The following is an 18,324-nucleotide window of genomic DNA, read 5'->3' as shown; positions in this document are numbered from 1 at the left end:
TCCCGGACCCTCGTGCCGGCCTCGCCTTTAGGCGGGGCCGCCTACAATCAGTGCCGCTTCTCCCATTTCAGGAGTTCCGAGACCTCAGAGAGTGTCTTCCCGCGCCGGATCTCCTCGCGGATCCGCTCTTCGGTCTTTTTGACCTCCATCGCCCGGCGCGCGATCTCGTAGGCCCGCTCCCGGGGGACCACCACGACACCGCTCTCGTCGGCGACGATCCAGTCGCCCGGCCGCACCTCCTGCCCGCAACAGGCGATCTCGGTGTTGATCTCCCCTAGACCCTTGGGGTCCCCGGCGTTCGGAACGGTCGCCGTGGCGAAGACCGGGAGGCCGAGCTCCCGGATGTCGTCGACGTCCCGGGCTGCTCCGTCGATAACGACGCCGCTAACCCCACGGTTCATCGCGGAGTGAGTGGCAAGTTCCCCCCAGGGCGAGACATCCTTCCTCCCATCGTTGCTGATGACGAGGACGTCGCCCGGTCCGGAGACGTCGATCGCCTCGACGGGTTTTGCCCAGTCCCCGGCGACGGTCCGAACCGTCACCGCTCTGCCGACCGCTTTCACCCGGCCGCAGATGGAGACGATGCCCGCCATCGCCCCCTTCCGGTGCATGGCGTCGGTGACGTTCGGCGCCGAGACCGCTTCGAGCAAGCGGCGAATGACGGCGTCCTGGCTCTCCTCCTCCCGCGGCCGGATCTCGGGCCGGTCGATTGCATCCCTGACCCGCCGCGCCGCCCCGGTCACGTCGGCTGCCTTGATGATGTTCCCGCCAACGATGACGATCGAGGCCCCGGCGACGACCGCCTCGGATGCGGTCTCTGCGTCCAGCCCCCCCGCGACGGCGATAGGGATGTTCACCTCCCCTGCAAGGCGATGAAGGAGGTCGAGCGACGACCTCCCGATCATTTGCTGATCGATGCCCACGTGGGCGTTGATGTAGTCGACGCCGAGCGCCGCAAGTTCCCGCGACCGGGAGACGGGATCACTGACGTTGATGAGGTCGGCCATGATCCGGACGCCGTATTTGCGCCCGGAGCGGACCGCCTCGGTTATGACGGTATCGTCGGCATCGGCGAGGATGCAGACGATTGCGGCACCGGACTTCGCCGCCATCTCTACCTCGATGGCCCCGGTATCGGCGATCTTCATGTCCGCGACGATCTCATGGTCGGGGAAGCGCTCGCGGAGCGTCCGCACGGCCTGCATCCCCTCGCTTTTGATCAGGGGCGTTCCGGCCTCAATCCAGTCCGCACCACCACGAACCGCCTCATCCGCGATCTCTACCGCACGATCGAGCTCGAGGAGATCGAGCGCCACCTGGAGAGTAGGCGTTGCCATGCAGTATAGTATGACAAGGATTCTATTTATCAGGGCCGGGCCGGGGAAACCTATATGCCATGAGATGAACGAGGTAGCCGGCGCCCACGTTGTCCCTGCCCCCGGGAAGAGGGGGACGGGGCGGCCGTATCGGCGGCACGGATGTGATTGAAGGATGGTCGAAATTGGATATAAACTGGCGAGCGAAGAGCATGGGCCCCTCGACCTGGTCTGCTACGCCCGCCAGGCAGAAGATGCCGGCTTTAGGTTTGCCATGATATCGGATCACTACCACCCCTGGACAAACCAACAGGGGCAGAGCCCGTTCGTCTGGGGAGTACTTGGCGGCATCTCGCAGGTGACGGCGGACCTCCACCTGGTGACCGGAGTCACCTGCCCGACGATCCGGACACACCCGGGGATCATCGCCCAGGCTGCCGCAACCGCGGCAAGCATGATGCCCGGACGGTTCAGTCTGGGCCTCGGGTCGGGCGAGAACCTCAACGAGCATGTCTTCGGCGACCCCTGGCCCGCGGCCCCCATCCGGATAGAGATGCTTGAAGAGGCGATCGAGGTGATCAGACTGCTCTGGAAGGGAGGTATGCAGGATCACTACGGCTCCTTCTACACCCTGGAGAACGCTCAGATATTCTCGCTCCCTGATGAACTCCCTCCCATCTACATCGCGTCCGAAGGCCCGATCAGCGCTTCTCTGGCCGGGCGGGCCGGTGACGGGTTCATCAACCCGGGCACCAATGCAGAGGAGAACCTCATCATCTTCCGGGACTCCGGGGGCGGCGATAAGCCGGCATACATCGAGATATCGGTCTGCTGGGCAGAGACCGAGGAAGAGGGGCGGACGACCGCCTACGAGCAGTGGCCGATCGCGGCAAACACCGGGGAACTCAACAGGCTTCTTCCCACCCCCGTTCACTACGAACAGGTGGCGAAGATGGCGACGCCGGAGGACGTCGCAAAGCACGTCGTCTGCGGCCCCGATCCGGAGCCCTATGTCAGGAAGATCGAGGAGAGCGTGAAAAAGGGATTCGATCACGTCTGCATCCACCAGATCGGGCAGCAGCAGCGTGAGTTCATGGAGTCTGCCGCAAAGGAGATCCTGCCGCAGTTCACGAAGTAGCGGCCAGCGGAGAGGGAGACCGGTTAAAAGGGGGTTATGGATCGGTTGGATCCTCTAGATCCGTCCGTACCCGACAGATGGTCTCGACCGGCAGGACAAATATCCTGCCGTCGCCCGGCTTCCCGGTCCGGCCGTTCGCCCGGATGATACCGATGACCTTCTCGACATCGGCATCGCTGACGACCATTTCGATCTTCACCTTCGGGATGAGCTCGACCGGCATCACCTTCCCCCTGAACTTGAGGGCGATGCCCCGCTGTGCCCCCCGTCCCATGACCTCGCCCACGGTCATGCCGTAGATGCCGTCCGCCTCGAGCGCTGCTTTCACGGAGTCGAACATCTCCGGCCTGATGACTGCGCAGACCATCTTCATCCGGATCACCTCACACCCGCACGGACTCGCCGTGCTGGGCGATGTCCAGTCCGACATATTCTTCCTCCTCGGTGACCCGCAGCCCCAACACCGCGTCGACGACCCTCGCGATGGCGTAGGTCACGCCGAATGAGTAGGCCACGACCACGCCCACATCTACCACCTGGATGAGGAACTGAACCGGGTTACCATCGATCATGCCGCTCACGCCGCCGATTGCCGCGACCGCAAAGACCCCGGTTGCGAGAGCGCCGAAGATGCCACCCATGCCGTGGATCGCCCAGGCATCGAGGCTCTCGTCAAGACCTTTCTGGACGCGGAAGACCAGGGCGCCGTAGCAGAAGAGGCCTGCGCCGGCACCGATCACGATGGCGGCCATGGGATCGACGAACCCGGCCGCCGGGGTGATGGCGACAAGCCCGGCGATGGCCCCGCTGATCATCCCGATCGATCCGGGCCTGCCCCGAACCCAGGCAGCGCAAAGCCAGGCAAGGGCCCCCGCAGCGGCCGAGATGTTCGTCACGATAAATGCATTTGCCGCAAGGCCGTCTGCGGCAAGAGCGCTGCCGGCGTTGAACCCGAACCACCCGAACCAGAGGAGCGCCCCCCCGAGGAGAGCCAGCGGGATGTTGTTCGGCTCCATGCCGTGGCCGCCGAAGCCGAGACGCTTCCCGATGACGAGCGCGAGCGCGAGCGCGGAGAACCCGGAGCTGATGTGGACAACCGTGCCGCCGGCGAAGTCAAGCGCGCCGAGTTGCGCCGCCCATCCGCCACCCCAGGCCCAGTGAGCAAGCGGGTCGTAGACCAGCGTCGTCCAGAGCAGGCCGAAGACGAGGAACGAACTGATCTTGATCCGTTCCGCAACCCCGGACGTCACGATTGCAAGCGTGAGGCCTGCAAAGACCATCTGGAAAACCACAAAGAGCAGGTCGGGAATGCCGTCGCCGTCCACACCGATGCCTTGCAGGAAGGCGTACTCGAGGCCTCCGACCAGCCCCTGGAGATCGGTCCCGAACGAGAGGCTGTAGCCGCAGACGACCCACTGGATGCTGACGAGAGCGAACGCGATGAACGAGAGTGCGATCATGGAGATGAGGTTCTTGCGCCGGACGAGCCCGCCGTAGAAGAGCCCCACTCCCGGGGTCATCAGCATGACCATAGCCGTACAGATGAGAACAAACGCCGTAGCGCCGGTGTCAATCATACCCCGGCCCCCGGATTATCAACTGGTTGTTCATGATGTTCATCGGAAGGAAGTTGCCTTCCTACATTAATAAAGTTTTCCATATGTGGCGCATATCGGGCGAGGACTGATACCCTCTACGGTCGAAGATTACCTGAGTGATGCTATGAACACCATCCGGGGGCCTGAAGGCGCCCGCCAGGTCTGCGCCCGCCTGCGGTCGGCAACGACGCGACGGGAGCTTGCGGCTGCCCTCTACCGCGAGGTCTCCGGCTACTCGCTCTTCGACCTCCAGGCGATGCGAGGGAGGGTGGAGAAAGACCTCCAGGCCGTCCCCACAGGATACCGACAGCGCCTCTACCCGCGCATGATGGAGATGATCTTTGAGACGCAGCATGCCCTCATCACCACCATGCGCCGTGGCGGCGCGGATGTACCGGATGAACCGCTTCCCGGAGAGTTCCAGGACTTCTGCAAGATGGTCGAGGAGACATGCCTTGCCGTGGACGAGGAGGAGCAGCACCTCGAGGTCCTCTACTTCCTCCTTGCTGCCTTCAACATGTTTGTCCTCGACCGCCCCGCCCACCCGGTGGGCACGCCCTTTCCCGGCGGGTTTACGGTCGAGGTCAGGAACGGGGAATACCTCTGCCCCGTCCGTGAGAAGGCCGACGACGTCGAGAACGCGCTCTGCCCCTACTGCCCGGCAAAACAGAGCGATGTATAGGAGAGATCAGACCTCGAGTCCGTCTGCACTGCAGACATCACGCAGCAGCAGAGCCCGTGCAGCCCCGTACTCCGCGGATATTGCGTGAGCCCCGTCGTCAAGAGAAGGGCCCTGCATTTTCAGCCGGGAAACGACGGTACAAAAATAGTTCGGGTGTTATCCACCTACTCTTCCTCGTATCGCTCGAAGAATGTGACCTCGTCGAGGATCTTCTTCTGCGTGATCTTGATCTCTTCGGGGTATCCCGCGGGGATAAGAGAGACGAGCGTGTACTCTTCAGGGACGTTGAGGAGTTTCCGGACGTCCTCGGCGTAATCTTTCTTCTCCCCCGCAACCCAGCAGGACCCGATCCCCCAGGCCTGGAGCGCGAGGAGGAGCTGCATCGTCGCGGCACAGCAATCCTCAAGGTAGTACTTCGCGTCCCTCTTTCCAAAGACAGCGAAGCAGATGGGTGCATCGGCGATGAACCTGCCGTTCTCGGCCAGGTCCGCGATTGCCCGCAGCGTCTCGCGATTCTGGATGGTCCCAAAGAGCCAGGGCTGCTCGTTTCTCGCCGTCGGGGCAAGGCGCGCGCAGTCAAGGGCGTCCTTGATGATCTTCTCCTCGATGGGAGTGTCCTTGTACTTCCGCACGCTGTGCCTGCTCCGTATGACAGTGACACCGAGGTTAACCGTTCCACCAATCGGACTCATGCAACGATGGTGGGCACTCCTGGCCTAAATACCTTGGGGAAAAGGAGATAGGGATGCCTCATCGGGGGAGCGGCCCTAGAAGAGGCCCTGTATCATCTGCAGCATATTCGAGAAACCGTCGGTGATGACCACCGTCGGATCGATCCCGAGAACGGGAAAGATGAAGAGGAAGTAGGCAATGACCCCAATCGTGCACCCGACATTGGCAAGAGCAGCGACCAGCACCACCCGGAAGAGAGGGATCTTCCGCATCTCCGAGAAGGTCTCCGCCGCGATGATCTGACGAAGTTCTCCGGCGGTGGGCTTCCGTATCTTTGCCTCGACGGCGGCGGCGAACCATCCCGCCGCAAGCAGCGGGTTGAGCGACGTCATCCAGGAGACGGCAAACGCCGTTGCGGCCGAGAGGGGGTGCCCGCCTGCGAGCAGTGTGAACACGGCGCTTAACGCGCCGGTGATCAGGATCCAGTAGACAAAGGCGGCGAGCAGGATGTCCAGGCCCACGCCGGAGAAGGCTATCGCGGCGAAGAGGAGGAGGAAGAGGCCGGTGACTGCCGCACCGAGGATCTTCCCCCACGGCAGGCCCTTTGACTCGGCGGTCAGGGCCGGTAGCGGCGGCAGCGTCTCCGGCGCATCAAGGTAGCGCTGGACCCCCCGGATATGCCCGGCACCGACGACCGCGAGCACCCGCTCGTACCGGCCCCCGAGCATCAGGACCTGGTGAGCAAGGTACGCGTCCCGTTCGTCGATCAAAGCCTGGGCACCCCGAGGAGAGAACTTTCGGAACTCCTCCATCGCGGCACTCACCACGTCCTGATTCGTGAGCGTGTCCACATCGATCTCCTCACCCTCGACGTTCACCAGCGAGTAGAGCAGAGCCCCGATGAACTTGAACTTCTCCCAGATCCCCATATTCCCCCAGAACCGGGCAAGCGTGATCCGGATATCCCGGTCGATGAACGCTACGGGTTTCTGGTGCGCTTTGGCCTCATCGATTGCGGTCAGCATCTCGGTACCGGGTTTCACGCCGGTCTCGGCACCGATCCGCTGCTGGATGTAGGTGAGCACCCACTGAACAAGGAGCTGACCGAAGTTTCCGCCTTTCAGGACATCCGCAACAGAGGGCTCGGCCACTTCCTCCGTGAGCGCTGTATACCGGCCCCTGTCGAGTTCGACGCCGACGATATCGGGCCCGAACTCCTCAATAGCTGATCGGACATCCTCAACGCTCTTCTGCGAGACGTGGGCGGTTCCGACAAGACGAATCTCAGTCATGGACCACCTTCATACCTTCGCTGTCGATAACTGCGCGCGTTCCTGGCGACACCGTCGAACGCTCGTAAACTATCCGGAGACCAGCCTCCTCTGCTGCCTCGGCAGCCTGCCGCCTGCAGAGGTCGGCGCCGAGAGCCTGCGCGTCGCGGAGAGAGATGGGTTTCCCGAGGCCGGGGCACTCGGAGACCAGCAGTCCGTCATCGACGAGCATAAACGGATATGTACGGCAGATCCAGGGGCGATGGGCGTAGATGGAGCACCGTCCGTCGCAAAGAAAGATACAGGCATCGGCAGTGCGCCGGATGCACCACGCAAGCGTATACTCGCCGCCATTGCCGGCATCGATGAAGTCGGGATAGGGCTCGGCAACCTCATCCCATGCCATCCCGGTAGCCGCCATGATTACCCGGATCTCAGCAGGGCTCACGATAACCAGGTTCGAATCCTCCGCGATCCGTCGGCAGCAGGCCCCGCACCGCTGGCAGGAAAACCCGATGGACCCGACCCGGCCCGCAACGTCGTCTACTCCGAACATATCCGGTCAAAGTTCTCGAAGATGACCCGTCCGTTGACGGTATGGCTGACCTCCGGGTGCCACTGGACACCATAGAGGCGTTCATCGGGAGACGCCATCGCCTCTACGCCGCAGATTACCGATTCTGCAAGCCGGACGAAGCCAGCGGGAACCACCGAGACCTCGTCTGCGTGCGACGCCCAGACCTGCATCCGGTCCGGGTAGCCCTGAAGCAGGCTGTCCCGTTCGAGGATATCGACCTCGACCGCACCGAATCCGCCGCTTGCCCCCCGGCGGACTGCACCCCCCCGGGCTGTCGCCATGATGTGCAGCCCAAGACAGATGCCGAGAACGGGAAGATCGAGATCGAGGTACGCAGGAGCGGCACCGGCACGGTCCAGGGTCGGGCCGCCGCCGAGGATGATGCCCCGGCAGCCCCGGGAGACCTCGGCCGGCGAGGTCTCATTGGAGATCATCGTGGCCTCAATGTCCATGTCCCGGAGTGCCCTCAAGATCAGGTGGTTGAACTGTCCATGATTGTTGACCACATAAAGTGGAAGCATTGCTTATAGATGGATGTAAAAAGGTATAGTCCTTCCCTCAAGCATACTTCCTGACAAAATCGAAGACTTTTCTGGTGATCTCTTCCGGTTCGTGGCCCATCAGATAGGCAAGCGTCAGGGCCCCGCCGGCGCCCATCCCCTCCTTGACCTCACCGATACAGTAACGGGCGAGCCCGACATGTCCGATCTCGGCGAAGTTCGGGTCGACGAAGTACGCGACAGTGCCGACGTCGGCGACCGACCGGACGAACCCGGCGGAGGGATCGTCCCTGACATACACAGTCGTCGCGAGATGCGGCACCCGTTTCCCGAGCGCTTTCAAGGTAGCCGCGACAGCAAGCATCTGGGTCCCGCCGGCGAAGAGGATCTCGCCGGAATACGCGCTCGCGATCCCCGCCGCGACCGGCATCATGGGGTCGCCCGCGGCGCGGAGGATATCCAGGGGCTCTCGTGCGCCGGTGGCATCTATCCTGGCGAGCACATCTCTGCAGACAGCGTCCTTCAGGCCCAGCGGGTTCTTGATGAAGGCACTGCTGACCGAGGCGTCGTAGCCGAGCGCCCGGAGGACGCAGAGGGCGGTCGTCGTCCCGCCGGGAACGCACTCGCCAAGCATCAGGAGGTCGCTGTACTGCGAAAGAAGTCTGCCGATCATCTCCCCCCGCTCAAAGAGGAGCGCCGCCTGCGGCACCGCGTCCTCCATCCGCGGATCGCCGCCGGGGCTCCCGTAGGCGTCCAGACAGGGGACCGTGGGGGTATGGGCAAGCCCGGCGTTGATGAGGACGGGCGCGAGGCCCGTCAGTTCCATCATGGACCGGGTGATGGACGCCGGCGTCGGGCACCCGGTGGGGGTGTTCGGCCGGGCCGGTATGCTCGTGATCGCGCCGGTCGTGACGAGTTCCGCGTCCAGAACCGGCGTGAGCAGGGTCTTTTCAGGGGTCGGCCCGGCGCCGGAGATGCCGGGGACGGTGGAGAGCATGGTATTGCCGAGAACGAGCGCCAGCATCGGACGACGGGGCCGGATACCCGGATCTTCGGAGAGGAAGGGGTGAGACATTACGTTGTAGGTTGGTGCCGCAGGATGGAAGAGGTTGCGGTCCGGGGGCATGGCAGAGAGCAAAAGGGGCCTGTAGGTAACTGCGAAGGCGGTGCAGAACTGCAACGGGTCATCATCAACGCATCCATAGTCCACGCACGGCTCAGGTGCAGACTTGAGCAAACCATATGCTGCTATACGTTGCTCCCCGGACAACGGGTCACCAGTCACACATACCAGGTACATACGTCCTTTTGCTGCCTGAACGTCACATATCACCTTCGCTCCCCTGACCCCGGTATTGCAGGATGTCCTGCGGAGTGTCGTCACTCGCACCTGGCGGTGCTCAAGCTCCGGCCGTTCCGCCCATCGCAGGTACTCAAACTCAGGCCGTTCCGGACCGCAGGTACTCAAACTCAGGCCGTTCCGCCCATCGCAACTCGAAAACGCTTCGCGTTTTCTCGAGCTCCGGCCGCTCGCACCTGCGGTGCGAGCGCCCATCGCTATACCAAAGCCAAAATACCCGCGAGCCTCAATACTAGAACAATGTTCGAGGTAGAGCGCAGGCTGGAAGAGAAGGGTATCACGAGGAGCGATATCGTCGCATCCGCAATGGAACTGTATGTACCGCACGGGATCAGTGCGGACGAGGCTGCGAATCGACTGAATGAGAAGATCGGGAAGGCGCTGGAGGACCCCAACATATCGTCGCTCCTTCTTTCCGCCGTCCTGCTCGAGGACGAACTTTACGTAAAGCGGAAGAACTCCGAGATCGCCGACGACCCGGTCTTCCTGCTCTCCGACGAGATCATCGGGATGGCCATCGCCGAGGTGATCGGGGGGACCTACGCACGGTTCGAGTTCACCCGCTATGACCAGAAGAAGCCGGGAATCCTGGGAAGACTCGGGCCGTTCCTCGACGATGCCGTCGCCGGACTGATCGCGGGATGCACGTCACGCCTCTATAGTGAGTCAATGTGAAGTCCGTCATTGCCCTCCTGCAGTTCTGCACCCCGCTCCCCCTCGGGAGACCGGTCGAGTTCGAGCAGTTCGCCCGCCGCTCCTACCTCTACCCGCTTGCCGGGTACGTGATCGGCGGGATAGCGGCCGGCATCGTCTCCCTTATAGCATCGCCGGTAGTGGGTGCGGCGGTCGCCGTCGCAGCGGTGCTCGTCCTCTCCGGGTGCAACCACTTCGACGGCTTGCTGGACTTCGGCGACGGGCTCATGGCCCACGGGAGCCGGGAGAAGAGGGTCGCGGCCATGACCGACCGGACCACCGGGGCCGGCGCCCTCGCGACAGGGATCGTCGTCACGCTCATAGCGTTTGCCGGGCTCCAGACGGTTGCATATCTCCCGGCGGCAATCCTCACCGCCGAGGTCTGCGCGAAGGTCGCTATGTCCTATCTCACCACGCTCGGCGTACCGTTCCGGGAGGGGATCCACTCCTACCTCCACGGGTTTGCACGGCCCTGGTTCCTCGTCCCGGCCACCCTGCTCGCGCTGCCCCTCTTCTTGCTGCCGATTCCCGGAGTGAGTGTCGCACTCGCACTCTCGGTCACGGTCATTATCGTTGCACTGATGCTCTCCCTCTCCCGGCACCTCTTTGGCGGCGTCAACGGCGATGTCGTCGGTGCCACAAACGAGATCACCCGTGCGGGCGTCATCCTCATCCTTGCCCTCCTGTAACCACCTTTTTAACCCCGGCGGCAACTACTACTGTAGAATGATGCAAGACTACGCCCTCTACTCCCGGGGAGGGGTCATCACCGAGCGGAACGCAGATTATGCGACGATACGGTTGCGGATCCCGGCGGGGGTCCTCTCTGTAGACCAGGTCCGGCAACTGGCATCGATCAGTAAGAAGTATGGAGACAGCTCTCTCCACCTCACCATGCGCCAGACGGTGGAGATCCCGCACGTGAACCCCGAGAACCTCGCGAAGATCGCAAAAGTCCTCGAGAAGAACGGAACACCCATCGGGGCGGAGCATAACGAAGTGGTGAACATCATGGCCTGCCCGGGCACGGAGCGGTGCAAGTATGCCAACTGCGAGACGATCGATCTCGCCCGGAAGGTCGATGAGCGGGTCTTCGGGAAGGAACTCCCGATACGGCTCCGCATCGCCATATCCGGCTGCACTCACATGTGCAACAGCCCGCTCTTAAACGACATCGGGATCATCGGCAGGATCCGGCCGCTGCGCACACCCGGGCTCTGCACGGGGTGCGGCACCTGCGTGGAGTACTGCAAGCAGTGCGCCATAACTCTGAAGAACGGGGTATCGGTTCTTGATGAGAGTAAGTGCGTCCAGTGCGGCATATGCGTCCACTCCTGCCCCTATCACCTCCTGAAGACGGAGTATAATCACTACCAGATCACCGTCGGCGGCCGGCGCGGCGCCTCCCCCGCCGCAGGAAGGGAACTCGTCACCGTCGAGACCGAAGAGGAGGTCGTCGAGGTGATCGACCGCATCGTCTACTGGGTCTACCGCAACGCCTGGAGCGACCGGCATCTCGCCGACCAGATGGACCAGATCGGGTTTGATACGTTCGCGGAGGGGATCAGGAAAGAGTTCGGGCCGAAGGAAGAGGCGGCTGAAGCAGGCCGGTAAGAGTTAGCCACCTATATCGGCACCATCGCTATACCCGACAACGAGAGCATAAGCACGACGAGCAGAAGGAGGTCGTTTCTCCCGGGATGGGGAGGGCGATAGCAGGTGGGCCTCGATGCTGAGGCGAATCCCCTGCTCTGCATCGCTTCGGTCACGTACCGGGCCCGGTTCAGGACCGATACCGTCATCGGTACACCGAGCGCCATCAATTTTCTCCTGTTTTTGATGAGCGTCCCCCGATCGAACTCAAGCGCCCGGGAACGCTGGGCGTCCATGATATTCCTGAGGTCGTCGTAGAGTGCCGTCATCGACTTCAGCGCGTACCCGAGGGAGAAAGCGATCTGGGGAGGCAGCCGGCTGATGCGAAGGCTGGCGACGAAATCGGTGTATGAGGTGGTCATCACGAAGAGGAACGAGATCCCGCCGATGGCAAGGACCCTGATCCCCTTTGCCGCGGCATAGAGCAGCCCGCCGGAGGTTATCACCGATGAGAGCGGGCCGATCTGAGCCGAAAGGTACACATGCCCCCAGGTCTCCTCAGGAAAGAAGATATCGACCGCGACGATGAAGACGAGGAGCGGCAGGAGAAGGAGGAGCGCCCGAGAAAACGGTCTTACGAGTCCTGCAGCAGCCGCAAGGCCGGCAACGAAGGCAAAGAGGAATGCAGTGCGGACAGGTGACGTGGTGGCGAACGCGGCGATGCTTACCGCAAGCACGGTCAGGAGTTTGGTCCTCGGGTCCATCCTGTGAAGGAACGACACGCCCGGGATGTAGCCCACCGCCCGGTGAGCATGCCTCCGGCCGTGCCGTCCGTCCCCGCCGGTCATGTCCGCTCCTCCTGCACCACCCAGTCGTCCACGATACGGCCGCGCTCGAGCCTGACGACCCTGTCCGCGACTGCGGCGGAGAACTCCGCATCGTGCGTCGCGATGACGACCGCCTTTTCCCCGGAGCAGAGCGTATCGATGAGCCCGGCCAGCTTCTGCTTGGCGACGGGATCGAGTCCGAGCGTCGGTTCGTCGAGCGCCAGGACGGGCGTATCCATCGTCAGGACGGACGCGATGCTGACGCGCTGCTTCTCTCCGACCGAGAGGGCAAGGGGGGAGGCGGTAAGCCCCAGGTGCCCGATGCCGAGGTCCTCGCGCACCCGCCCGATCCGCTGCGTTATCACGCCCGGAGGAGTGCCGAGGTTTGCGGGGGCGAAGGCGAGCTCCTCGGCGATGGTCTCCCCGAAGAGCTGGTAGTCGGCATGCTGGCAGACCAGGCCGACGGTGCGGGCGATCTCGGCGACGGTGCTCTCCCGGATCTCTCTTCCGTCCACGACGATCCGCCCGGACTCCGGCCGCAGAAGGCCGTTTAAGAGTCTCAACAATGTGCTCTTCCCCGAACCGTTCGGACCGGCGAGCACCGTCGCCTCGCCGGGGTAGATGGTGAGGGAGACGCCGTCCATTGCCGGGGCCATTCTGCCCGGGTGCCGGAACGTAACGTTCTCCAGGGCGACGATACCGGCACGGGGAGGTCCTGCCATCCGGCGGGGACGACGATCCCGCGGGAGAGCATCCGGTGCGGGAGGTTCGATGATTGACCCGCCGACAAGGGATATCCGGCGGGATGCCCACCGCGCAACGAACTCTGTCCGGTGTTCGGAGAGGATGATCGTCATGCCGGACTCCCTGTTTAACGTATCGAGGAGGTCGAGGAGCCCGGCCGCACTCGCGGCATCGAGCCCGGAGAACGGCTCGTCGAGGATGAGGATTGCAGGGTGCAGAACAACGACGGAAGCGATCGCCAGGCGCTGGCGCTCTCCCCAGGAGAGTTCGGTCGTCTGCCGGTCGCAGAGCCGGTCAAGCCGGAACTGCTCCAGGATCCCGTTGACCGCCCGGTCGATCCGCGATGGGGGCCAGCCGAGCTGTTCGGGGCCGAACGCTATCTCGCTCACCACGTCGTTTGAGAAGATCTGGTGGTCCGGGTTCTGGAAGACCATACCGACGGTGGTGGCAAGGTCGCCGATCGTGCAGTCACGCGTGTTCCGTCCCCGGACAAAGACGTCGCCCTTGAAGACGCCGGGTCGGGCGTGCGGGATCAGGCCGTTGCAGCACCGGAGAAATGTCGTCTTCCCCGAACCGCTCGGACCGGTCAGCAGCACGCGCTCGCCCTCTCTGATGACGCAGTCGATCCCGGCGAGCACCTCCCGTGGTCGGGCCGACCGGGAGGCCGGGTGCCGGAACGAGACCGACCTGAACTCGATCGCCGGGTCAGCCCTCATCCGGCACATCGTCCTGATGCACAACGCCCGCCCTGTAGAGCCGTCCGACGATCAGAGCGGCGATGACACCCCCGATGCCCCCGAAGATGATATGCGTGGCCGACGAGAACCCGATGCCGAGGAGGATGAAGACGCCCTGGACGCCGAGGAGCAGGTGCACGGCGTAGTTCACCACCATCTTCACCACGTTCCCCGCAGCGCCGGCGATAAAGCCGACGAGGGGGTTGTCGAGACGGTAGCCGAACGCTATGGAGACGAGGTCGATCGTGATCCCCATTGCGGTGTACTTGAAGATGTCGAAGACATGGAGCGGTTCGATGCCGAAGAACGAGGCGAGAAGTCCGGATACCAGTCCGGCATACGTTCCGGCCCCCGGTTTCCGCACGAGGGCGGCGCCGACGACGAGCGGCAGAACCCAGAAGACTCCCGAACTACCGGGGGTGTGAATCGGGACCACGATCGCCGCCCGCAGGACGAAGACGAGAGCTCCGAAGAGCGAGAGCAGGGCGATCTCGTACAGGCTGAAGTAAGAAGGGCGTTTCATCGATTATCCTCCACGAACGTTGATTCGAGCGCGAGCCCGAAGGTTTCCGGCTGCGGCCGGTCGACGGCGACCATCAGGAAGAGGCCCCCGACCCTGTTGCCGCCGGTATACGTGACGTAGAACGAGCCGTCGAGATCGGTGGTCTCGGTCACCTGCCCTTTCCGGGCCGCGAGATCGGTGGTGATATGGAGCCCGTCCAGGCCCGAGTTGATCCGCTCGAACCAGAGGGTGCGGGTATTTCGTGCCGCATCCTCGTCGACCGGGCGCGGAGATCCTGCCACCTCGACGACATACCGGTCGCCTTCCGGAAGAGGAGTTGCCCACCGGGGCGAGTCGCCGGGTGCAGCGGTCCCGGAGACGTAGTAGCCGGAGGTGCCGTAGCCGGACTGCCGGTTCGTCCATGCCCTGCCGTCCCCGACGTGGAGACCGTAGGCACCCAACGATGCCGTTCCGGCGAGATCCGTGAACCGGTAATCGACCCTGACCGAACCGGTACGCGCGAGGGCCGGATTCCCGCCGACGGGCACCACACCCAGGTCGACGAAGGCGAGGTACCAGCTCCCGGAGGGGAGGTCACCCGGACCGATCGCGATCGGTGTGGCATAGGGCCGCCAGGACTGCGGGCCGTACCGGAGATCGTAGCGATCGATGGCTGCGGTTTGCAGGAGAGAGTCAGCTGAACCACCCTCCGGGGCATAGGCCTGCGAGACGGCCGTATCGATCAGGAACGATGCAGCGACGACCGCCGCGAGCACGACGACCGCCAGTACGACTCTTCTCCCGAACTCCATATTCAGTTCCTTTTTATCGCAACCAGTTCCCCATCCCGCTCGTCTACAAAGAGGACGGCTCTGCCGTTGATGGGGCAGGCTTTGGCAGCTTTGCCTTCTTTGAGGATGATGGTCCCTTCGGTGACCCTCCTGCCGTCAAGCGTCATGATCTCGTCGATCCCTGCTCCGAGGAGGACATGCACCGGTGTCGGGCCGGTGTGGCTGCGGATGGTGCCCTTCTGGAGGAATCTGCCGTCGTTGTATGTCGCTGCAAGCCCGAGACCAGCCATCGAGCCAATCACGCCATCTTCCGTGCCGCCAAGGCCTTTTAACCATATGCCGAGGTTCCTTGCCAGTGTCCGGGCACGTTCCTGGGTGAGCACCATCTGCTGGGCATCGCGGCCGAATGCTATCAGGGCAGGAGCCACCTGGTCGAGGGTCGCCCCGGCGAGTCCGGGGTCGCTCCCCTCCACGAAGTCGTCGAGCATCGTCTCCTCGGCGATGGAGAGAGCGGTCTTGAGCGGCTCACCGCCGTCGGCATCGATGTGGATGACGGCGCAGCTGTTGTGGGACGTGTACGGGATCGAGGGGTGGACATAGAGCTGGTGCCGGGTGACACCCCATACGGGGTAGTGTCTCTTGATCGCATCGGCGACCGCACGGGCCAGGCTGCCCGTCCCCCGGGATTGATGGTTGTCCGTATCGTCAAGGGCAAGAAGCAGGGTCATGGTATGCCTTTTATCCTGAATAGACTGGGAAAATAGAGATGAAAAAGGTGCTGAAACCCGGCACCAATCAACTTTGTTCAATTAACCGCATGAGATATAATGACTTCCGGTTAATTTTCATCGGCAGCGCCGCTAAATTAGTTCTGCCGGATAAAGGCCTCAATTGTCCGGAAGACTGCCTGAAACTCTTCATTCCGAGGTGGGGACCCGGCGTAGGAGACGGCTTCGCACTGGTTAAGGACGGAAGAGGCGACCGTGATCTCATGGCCGCATTCTTTGAGTACGCGCAGGACATCACCGTCCGCAAGTTCCGTGCCGGCCCCGTATGCGGATGAGACGTACGACCGCAACGCCCTGCCGGCCGTTCCGTACGCCTCTTTCCGGTCGCCGCGGCCGAACTCTTCGCGTGCCGCCTCAAGGAGACGGAGGGCGTCGCCACGGGGGTCGGGGGGAACCGGGGAGACCGCCGGAGCCGGCACTCCCGGTCCTCCTCGCCGGACGAGGTAGCCGATCAGGAGAACGATACAGAGCGCGCCGGCACCCGCAAGCCAGGCGAAGTCGGACGGCTTCTCGAGCATCACGTCCCGCACCTCTCCGCCGGAGAGGGTGGCGACGATCCTCGCCGTCCGGTTCTGGCCGTCGATAAACCCTATGCCGACAGAGGAGGCGCCCACCGTTGCATTCATTGAAGACGTAACCGGGAAGAACCCGGCATCGGCGAGCTCACCGGCATACTGTCGGTAGATCTCGTTTGCCACGACCGCACCCGGCACCACGAGCGATCTCTCTGAGGCATACGCCGCATACGTTGCGGAGCCGTTCTCCACCGCACCCCCGGCACGTATCGCATCCCCGGCGCCTCCGCGGTACTCGAACGAGAACGTTCCCGTGCCTTCACCCGTGGGGTTGACCGTCGTCGCTGCCCGGGTATACCCGTGCGAGGTGAGGACGGCGTGGATCTCCCGGACAACCGGGTCGTCCTCAAGCCCGGCAAGCAGTGCGGACCGCAGCGCCTGCATGCGGTCCTGCTCCCATGCCGCCTGCTCCCGGAGCGACCCCATATCCTGCATCATCTCTCCGGGCCGTTTCGTGGACGAGGGCGAGGACCCACCCTCCGGCCCGCCGGATCCTGCCTCTGTCGAGACCGACGAGACGGAGCTCACCTGCGGGTTCTGCTGATCCGTCTCTTCTGCAGTCGAACTGACGACGTGGACCCGGATCTCCGGGAGACTGATGCGGGTGCGCGGGGCGTTCCCGTACTCGAACGCGATATCGAAGAAGAATGTGCCGGGTACCGCCGCCGTTCCGACGCTGGCGGAAATCTCCGTCGTATCCCGGAAGATGGTGATCGCCCGGGACCGGGATTCTCTCGCCGGACTGCTCCCCTCGCCGCCCTCCGGGACGAACCGCACGTCCCGGACGAGCACCCCCGTGGTATCGGTGCCGAGCGTGTTCTCGACGGCGATGGGAAAGAGAGCCTCTTCTCCGACCAGCACGGTGTAGTCGGACTGCCCGGTCGAGAGGGTGATGCCGGCAGCCGCAGCGGTCGCCACGCACACGGCGGCGGCGAGGCAGGCGAGGAGGAGAAGCCGCGTCACGGGAGGATCCTCCCCCGGCCGTAGCGGAGGTAGATCTCCAGCAGGAGTACACCGAGCGCCCCGGCGAAGAAGAGATCCCGGATGCTCGTGTCTTTGGGCTCACGCGGGATCTCGCCGGTCAGCCCGGCGTAGATCGCTGCAAGCGTCCCTTCGTCGGCCGCCGCATAGTACTCCCCTCCCGTCGTGCGGGCGATTGCCCGGAGCGTCTCCTCGTCGAGCGCGGCGTATTCCTGGGTGCTTGCCGGCGGGGTTGCCGAGCCGATCCCCACGGTGTAGACCGGCACGCTCCGCTCGCGGGCATACGCGGCAGCCTCCACTGCGGAGAAGGTGCCGGCGTTGCCGGCGCCGTCGGAGAGGAGGATCACCACCCGGTGCCGGTTGGGGATGGAATCGGCCATGTCGACGCCGAGGGCGAGGCCGTCGCCGAGAGCCGTCTGGCCGTCCCGTCCCCGGATCCCGTGGAGCCTCTCAATCACCCGGTCGCGGTCGGGAGAGAGGTAGGCGGCGCTCGTCGCCCCGGACTCGAAGACGACGATCCCCGCGTAATCGTCCGGGTTGAGCCGGGAGAGGAGGATCTCCGCGGCGGCCTTGGCGGCCTCGAGGCGGGTGGGGTGGTAGTCGGTTGCCTGCATGCTCCCGGAGGTATCGAGCACCAGCACCACGCTGACGCCCTCGTCCGTCCCCTCGAGCGGGATGTGCGGGTCGGCAAGGCCGACCAGGATGAGGGCGAGGGCGAGGAGGGCAAGGGCGAAGAGGGCGTGCGGACGCGGGAGCCTGCCGGAGCTCCGGATCTTTGCGGCGACCGCGACCCGGGAGAAGGTGAGTGCCGCGTAGGACCGTTCCCTGACCGCACGCCGGTAGAGAAGGCAGAGGACCGGGATCGCGGCGAGGCCAATGAGCCAGAGCGGCTCTGCAAACCCGGTCATCTAATCACCCCGGTAACGCGGGTGCGCGTAGAAGCGGCGCAGGGGCAGGTCGTAGGGCTCATCGGTGGATA

The 18,324-nt window shown here is 63.8% G+C and carries 20 protein-coding genes; 5 read left to right on the top strand and 15 right to left on the bottom strand.

Translation table 11 applies throughout. The annotated features are described in order from the left end of the window. Positions 1–47 precede the first annotated feature (47 nt). Positions 48–1,337, bottom strand: coding sequence for a 3-hexulose-6-phosphate synthase (hxlA, locus tag PLN84_RS08865; protein WP_292385084.1), 1,290 nt, complete (start codon positions 1,335–1,337; stop codon positions 48–50). Between the two features lie 154 nt (positions 1,338–1,491). Between hxlA and PLN84_RS08860 the strand changes: the two genes are divergently transcribed. Next, positions 1,492–2,454, top strand: coding sequence for a TIGR03557 family F420-dependent LLM class oxidoreductase (locus PLN84_RS08860; protein ID WP_292385085.1), 963 nt, complete (start codon positions 1,492–1,494; stop codon positions 2,452–2,454). Between the two features lie 34 nt (positions 2,455–2,488). On the opposite strand, the gene PLN84_RS08855 is transcribed toward PLN84_RS08860, so the two are convergent. After that, positions 2,489–2,827, bottom strand: coding sequence for a P-II family nitrogen regulator (locus PLN84_RS08855; protein ID WP_292385087.1), 339 nt, complete (start codon positions 2,825–2,827; stop codon positions 2,489–2,491). Positions 2,828–2,837: 10 nt separating this feature from the next. Beyond that, positions 2,838–4,031, bottom strand: coding sequence for an ammonium transporter (locus tag PLN84_RS08850; protein WP_292385088.1), 1,194 nt, complete (start codon positions 4,029–4,031; stop codon positions 2,838–2,840). Between the two features lie 145 nt (positions 4,032–4,176). On the opposite strand from PLN84_RS08850, the gene PLN84_RS08845 reads away from it, so the two are divergent. Next, the gene (locus PLN84_RS08845; RefSeq protein WP_292385089.1) at positions 4,177–4,734 is read left to right on the top strand and encodes a DUF2115 domain-containing protein; all 558 of its coding nucleotides are present in this window, start codon (positions 4,177–4,179) and stop codon (positions 4,732–4,734) included. A gap of 164 nt (positions 4,735–4,898) precedes the next feature. On the opposite strand, the gene PLN84_RS08840 is transcribed toward PLN84_RS08845, so the two are convergent. From PLN84_RS08840 to cobT, 5 genes are all read right to left on the bottom strand, one after another. Continuing rightward, a complete protein-coding gene (locus PLN84_RS08840; protein ID WP_292385090.1) occupies positions 4,899–5,426 on the bottom strand; it encodes a nitroreductase family protein in 528 nt (175 codons plus the stop codon). A 75-nt stretch (positions 5,427–5,501) separates the two neighbouring features. Next, entirely contained in the window at positions 5,502–6,698 is a 1,197-nt protein-coding gene (locus PLN84_RS08835) for a TraB/GumN family protein (RefSeq protein WP_292385091.1), read from the bottom strand. Beyond that, entirely contained in the window at positions 6,691–7,233 is a 543-nt protein-coding gene (locus tag PLN84_RS08830; protein WP_292385092.1) for a YkgJ family cysteine cluster protein, read from the bottom strand. Before PLN84_RS08830 ends, PLN84_RS08835 begins: the two co-directional genes overlap by 8 nt. Further along, entirely contained in the window at positions 7,221–7,775 is a 555-nt protein-coding gene (locus tag PLN84_RS08825; RefSeq protein ID WP_292385093.1) for a GMP synthase subunit A, read from the bottom strand. The genes PLN84_RS08830 and PLN84_RS08825 overlap by 13 nt, the downstream gene beginning before the upstream one ends. 37 nt (positions 7,776–7,812) lie before the next feature. Then, a complete protein-coding gene (gene cobT / locus PLN84_RS08820) occupies positions 7,813–8,829 on the bottom strand; it encodes a nicotinate mononucleotide-dependent phosphoribosyltransferase CobT (RefSeq protein WP_292385095.1) in 1,017 nt (338 codons plus the stop codon). 525 nt (positions 8,830–9,354) lie between these two features. Here cobT and PLN84_RS08815 point away from each other — a divergent pair. The 3 genes from PLN84_RS08815 to PLN84_RS08805 are packed head-to-tail and all read left to right on the top strand — an operon-like array spanning position 9,355 to position 11,421. Next, a complete protein-coding gene (locus PLN84_RS08815; protein WP_292385097.1) occupies positions 9,355–9,789 on the top strand; it encodes a phosphatidylglycerophosphatase A in 435 nt (144 codons plus the stop codon). After that, on the top strand, positions 9,786–10,496 hold the full coding sequence (gene cobS, locus PLN84_RS08810) for an adenosylcobinamide-GDP ribazoletransferase (RefSeq protein WP_292385099.1): 711 nt from the start codon (positions 9,786–9,788) through the stop codon (positions 10,494–10,496). Before PLN84_RS08815 ends, cobS begins: the two co-directional genes overlap by 4 nt. Before the next feature lie 37 nt (positions 10,497–10,533). Beyond that, entirely contained in the window at positions 10,534–11,421 is an 888-nt protein-coding gene (locus tag PLN84_RS08805) for a 4Fe-4S binding protein (protein WP_292385259.1), read from the top strand. A gap of 11 nt (positions 11,422–11,432) precedes the next feature. On the opposite strand, the gene PLN84_RS08800 is transcribed toward PLN84_RS08805, so the two are convergent. From PLN84_RS08800 to PLN84_RS08770, 7 genes are all read right to left on the bottom strand, one after another. Next, positions 11,433–12,248 carry an energy-coupling factor transporter transmembrane component T gene (locus tag PLN84_RS08800; RefSeq protein WP_292385100.1) on the bottom strand — a complete coding sequence of 272 codons (816 nt, stop codon included), beginning with the start codon at positions 12,246–12,248 and terminating at the stop codon, positions 11,433–11,435. Next, entirely contained in the window at positions 12,245–13,687 is a 1,443-nt protein-coding gene (locus PLN84_RS08795) for an ABC transporter ATP-binding protein (protein WP_292385102.1), read from the bottom strand. The genes PLN84_RS08800 and PLN84_RS08795 overlap by 4 nt, the downstream gene beginning before the upstream one ends. After that, positions 13,677–14,231, bottom strand: a complete 555-nt coding sequence (locus tag PLN84_RS08790) for an ECF transporter S component (protein ID WP_292385103.1) — start codon at positions 14,229–14,231, stop codon at positions 13,677–13,679. The genes PLN84_RS08795 and PLN84_RS08790 overlap by 11 nt, the downstream gene beginning before the upstream one ends. Then, entirely contained in the window at positions 14,228–15,022 is a 795-nt protein-coding gene (locus tag PLN84_RS08785; protein WP_292385105.1) for a hypothetical protein, read from the bottom strand. The genes PLN84_RS08790 and PLN84_RS08785 overlap by 4 nt, the downstream gene beginning before the upstream one ends. Before the next feature lie 2 nt (positions 15,023–15,024). Continuing rightward, positions 15,025–15,729, bottom strand: a complete 705-nt coding sequence (locus tag PLN84_RS08780; RefSeq protein WP_292385106.1) for an ABC transporter substrate-binding protein — start codon at positions 15,727–15,729, stop codon at positions 15,025–15,027. Between the two features lie 137 nt (positions 15,730–15,866). Next, positions 15,867–17,327, bottom strand: a complete 1,461-nt coding sequence (locus PLN84_RS08775) for a hypothetical protein (RefSeq protein ID WP_348532013.1) — start codon at positions 17,325–17,327, stop codon at positions 15,867–15,869. Further along, a complete protein-coding gene (locus PLN84_RS08770; protein ID WP_348532012.1) occupies positions 17,324–18,253 on the bottom strand; it encodes a VWA domain-containing protein in 930 nt (309 codons plus the stop codon). Before PLN84_RS08770 ends, PLN84_RS08775 begins: the two co-directional genes overlap by 4 nt. Between the last annotated feature and the right edge of the window lie 71 nt (positions 18,254–18,324).

It is taken from the genome of Methanoculleus sp. (assembly GCF_035363275.1).
In the GTDB taxonomy this organism is placed as follows: Archaea; Halobacteriota; Methanomicrobia; order Methanomicrobiales; family Methanoculleaceae; genus Methanoculleus.
The sequence above is the reverse complement of the archived record's forward strand: the minus strand, read 5'-3'. Positions and strand labels throughout refer to the sequence as shown.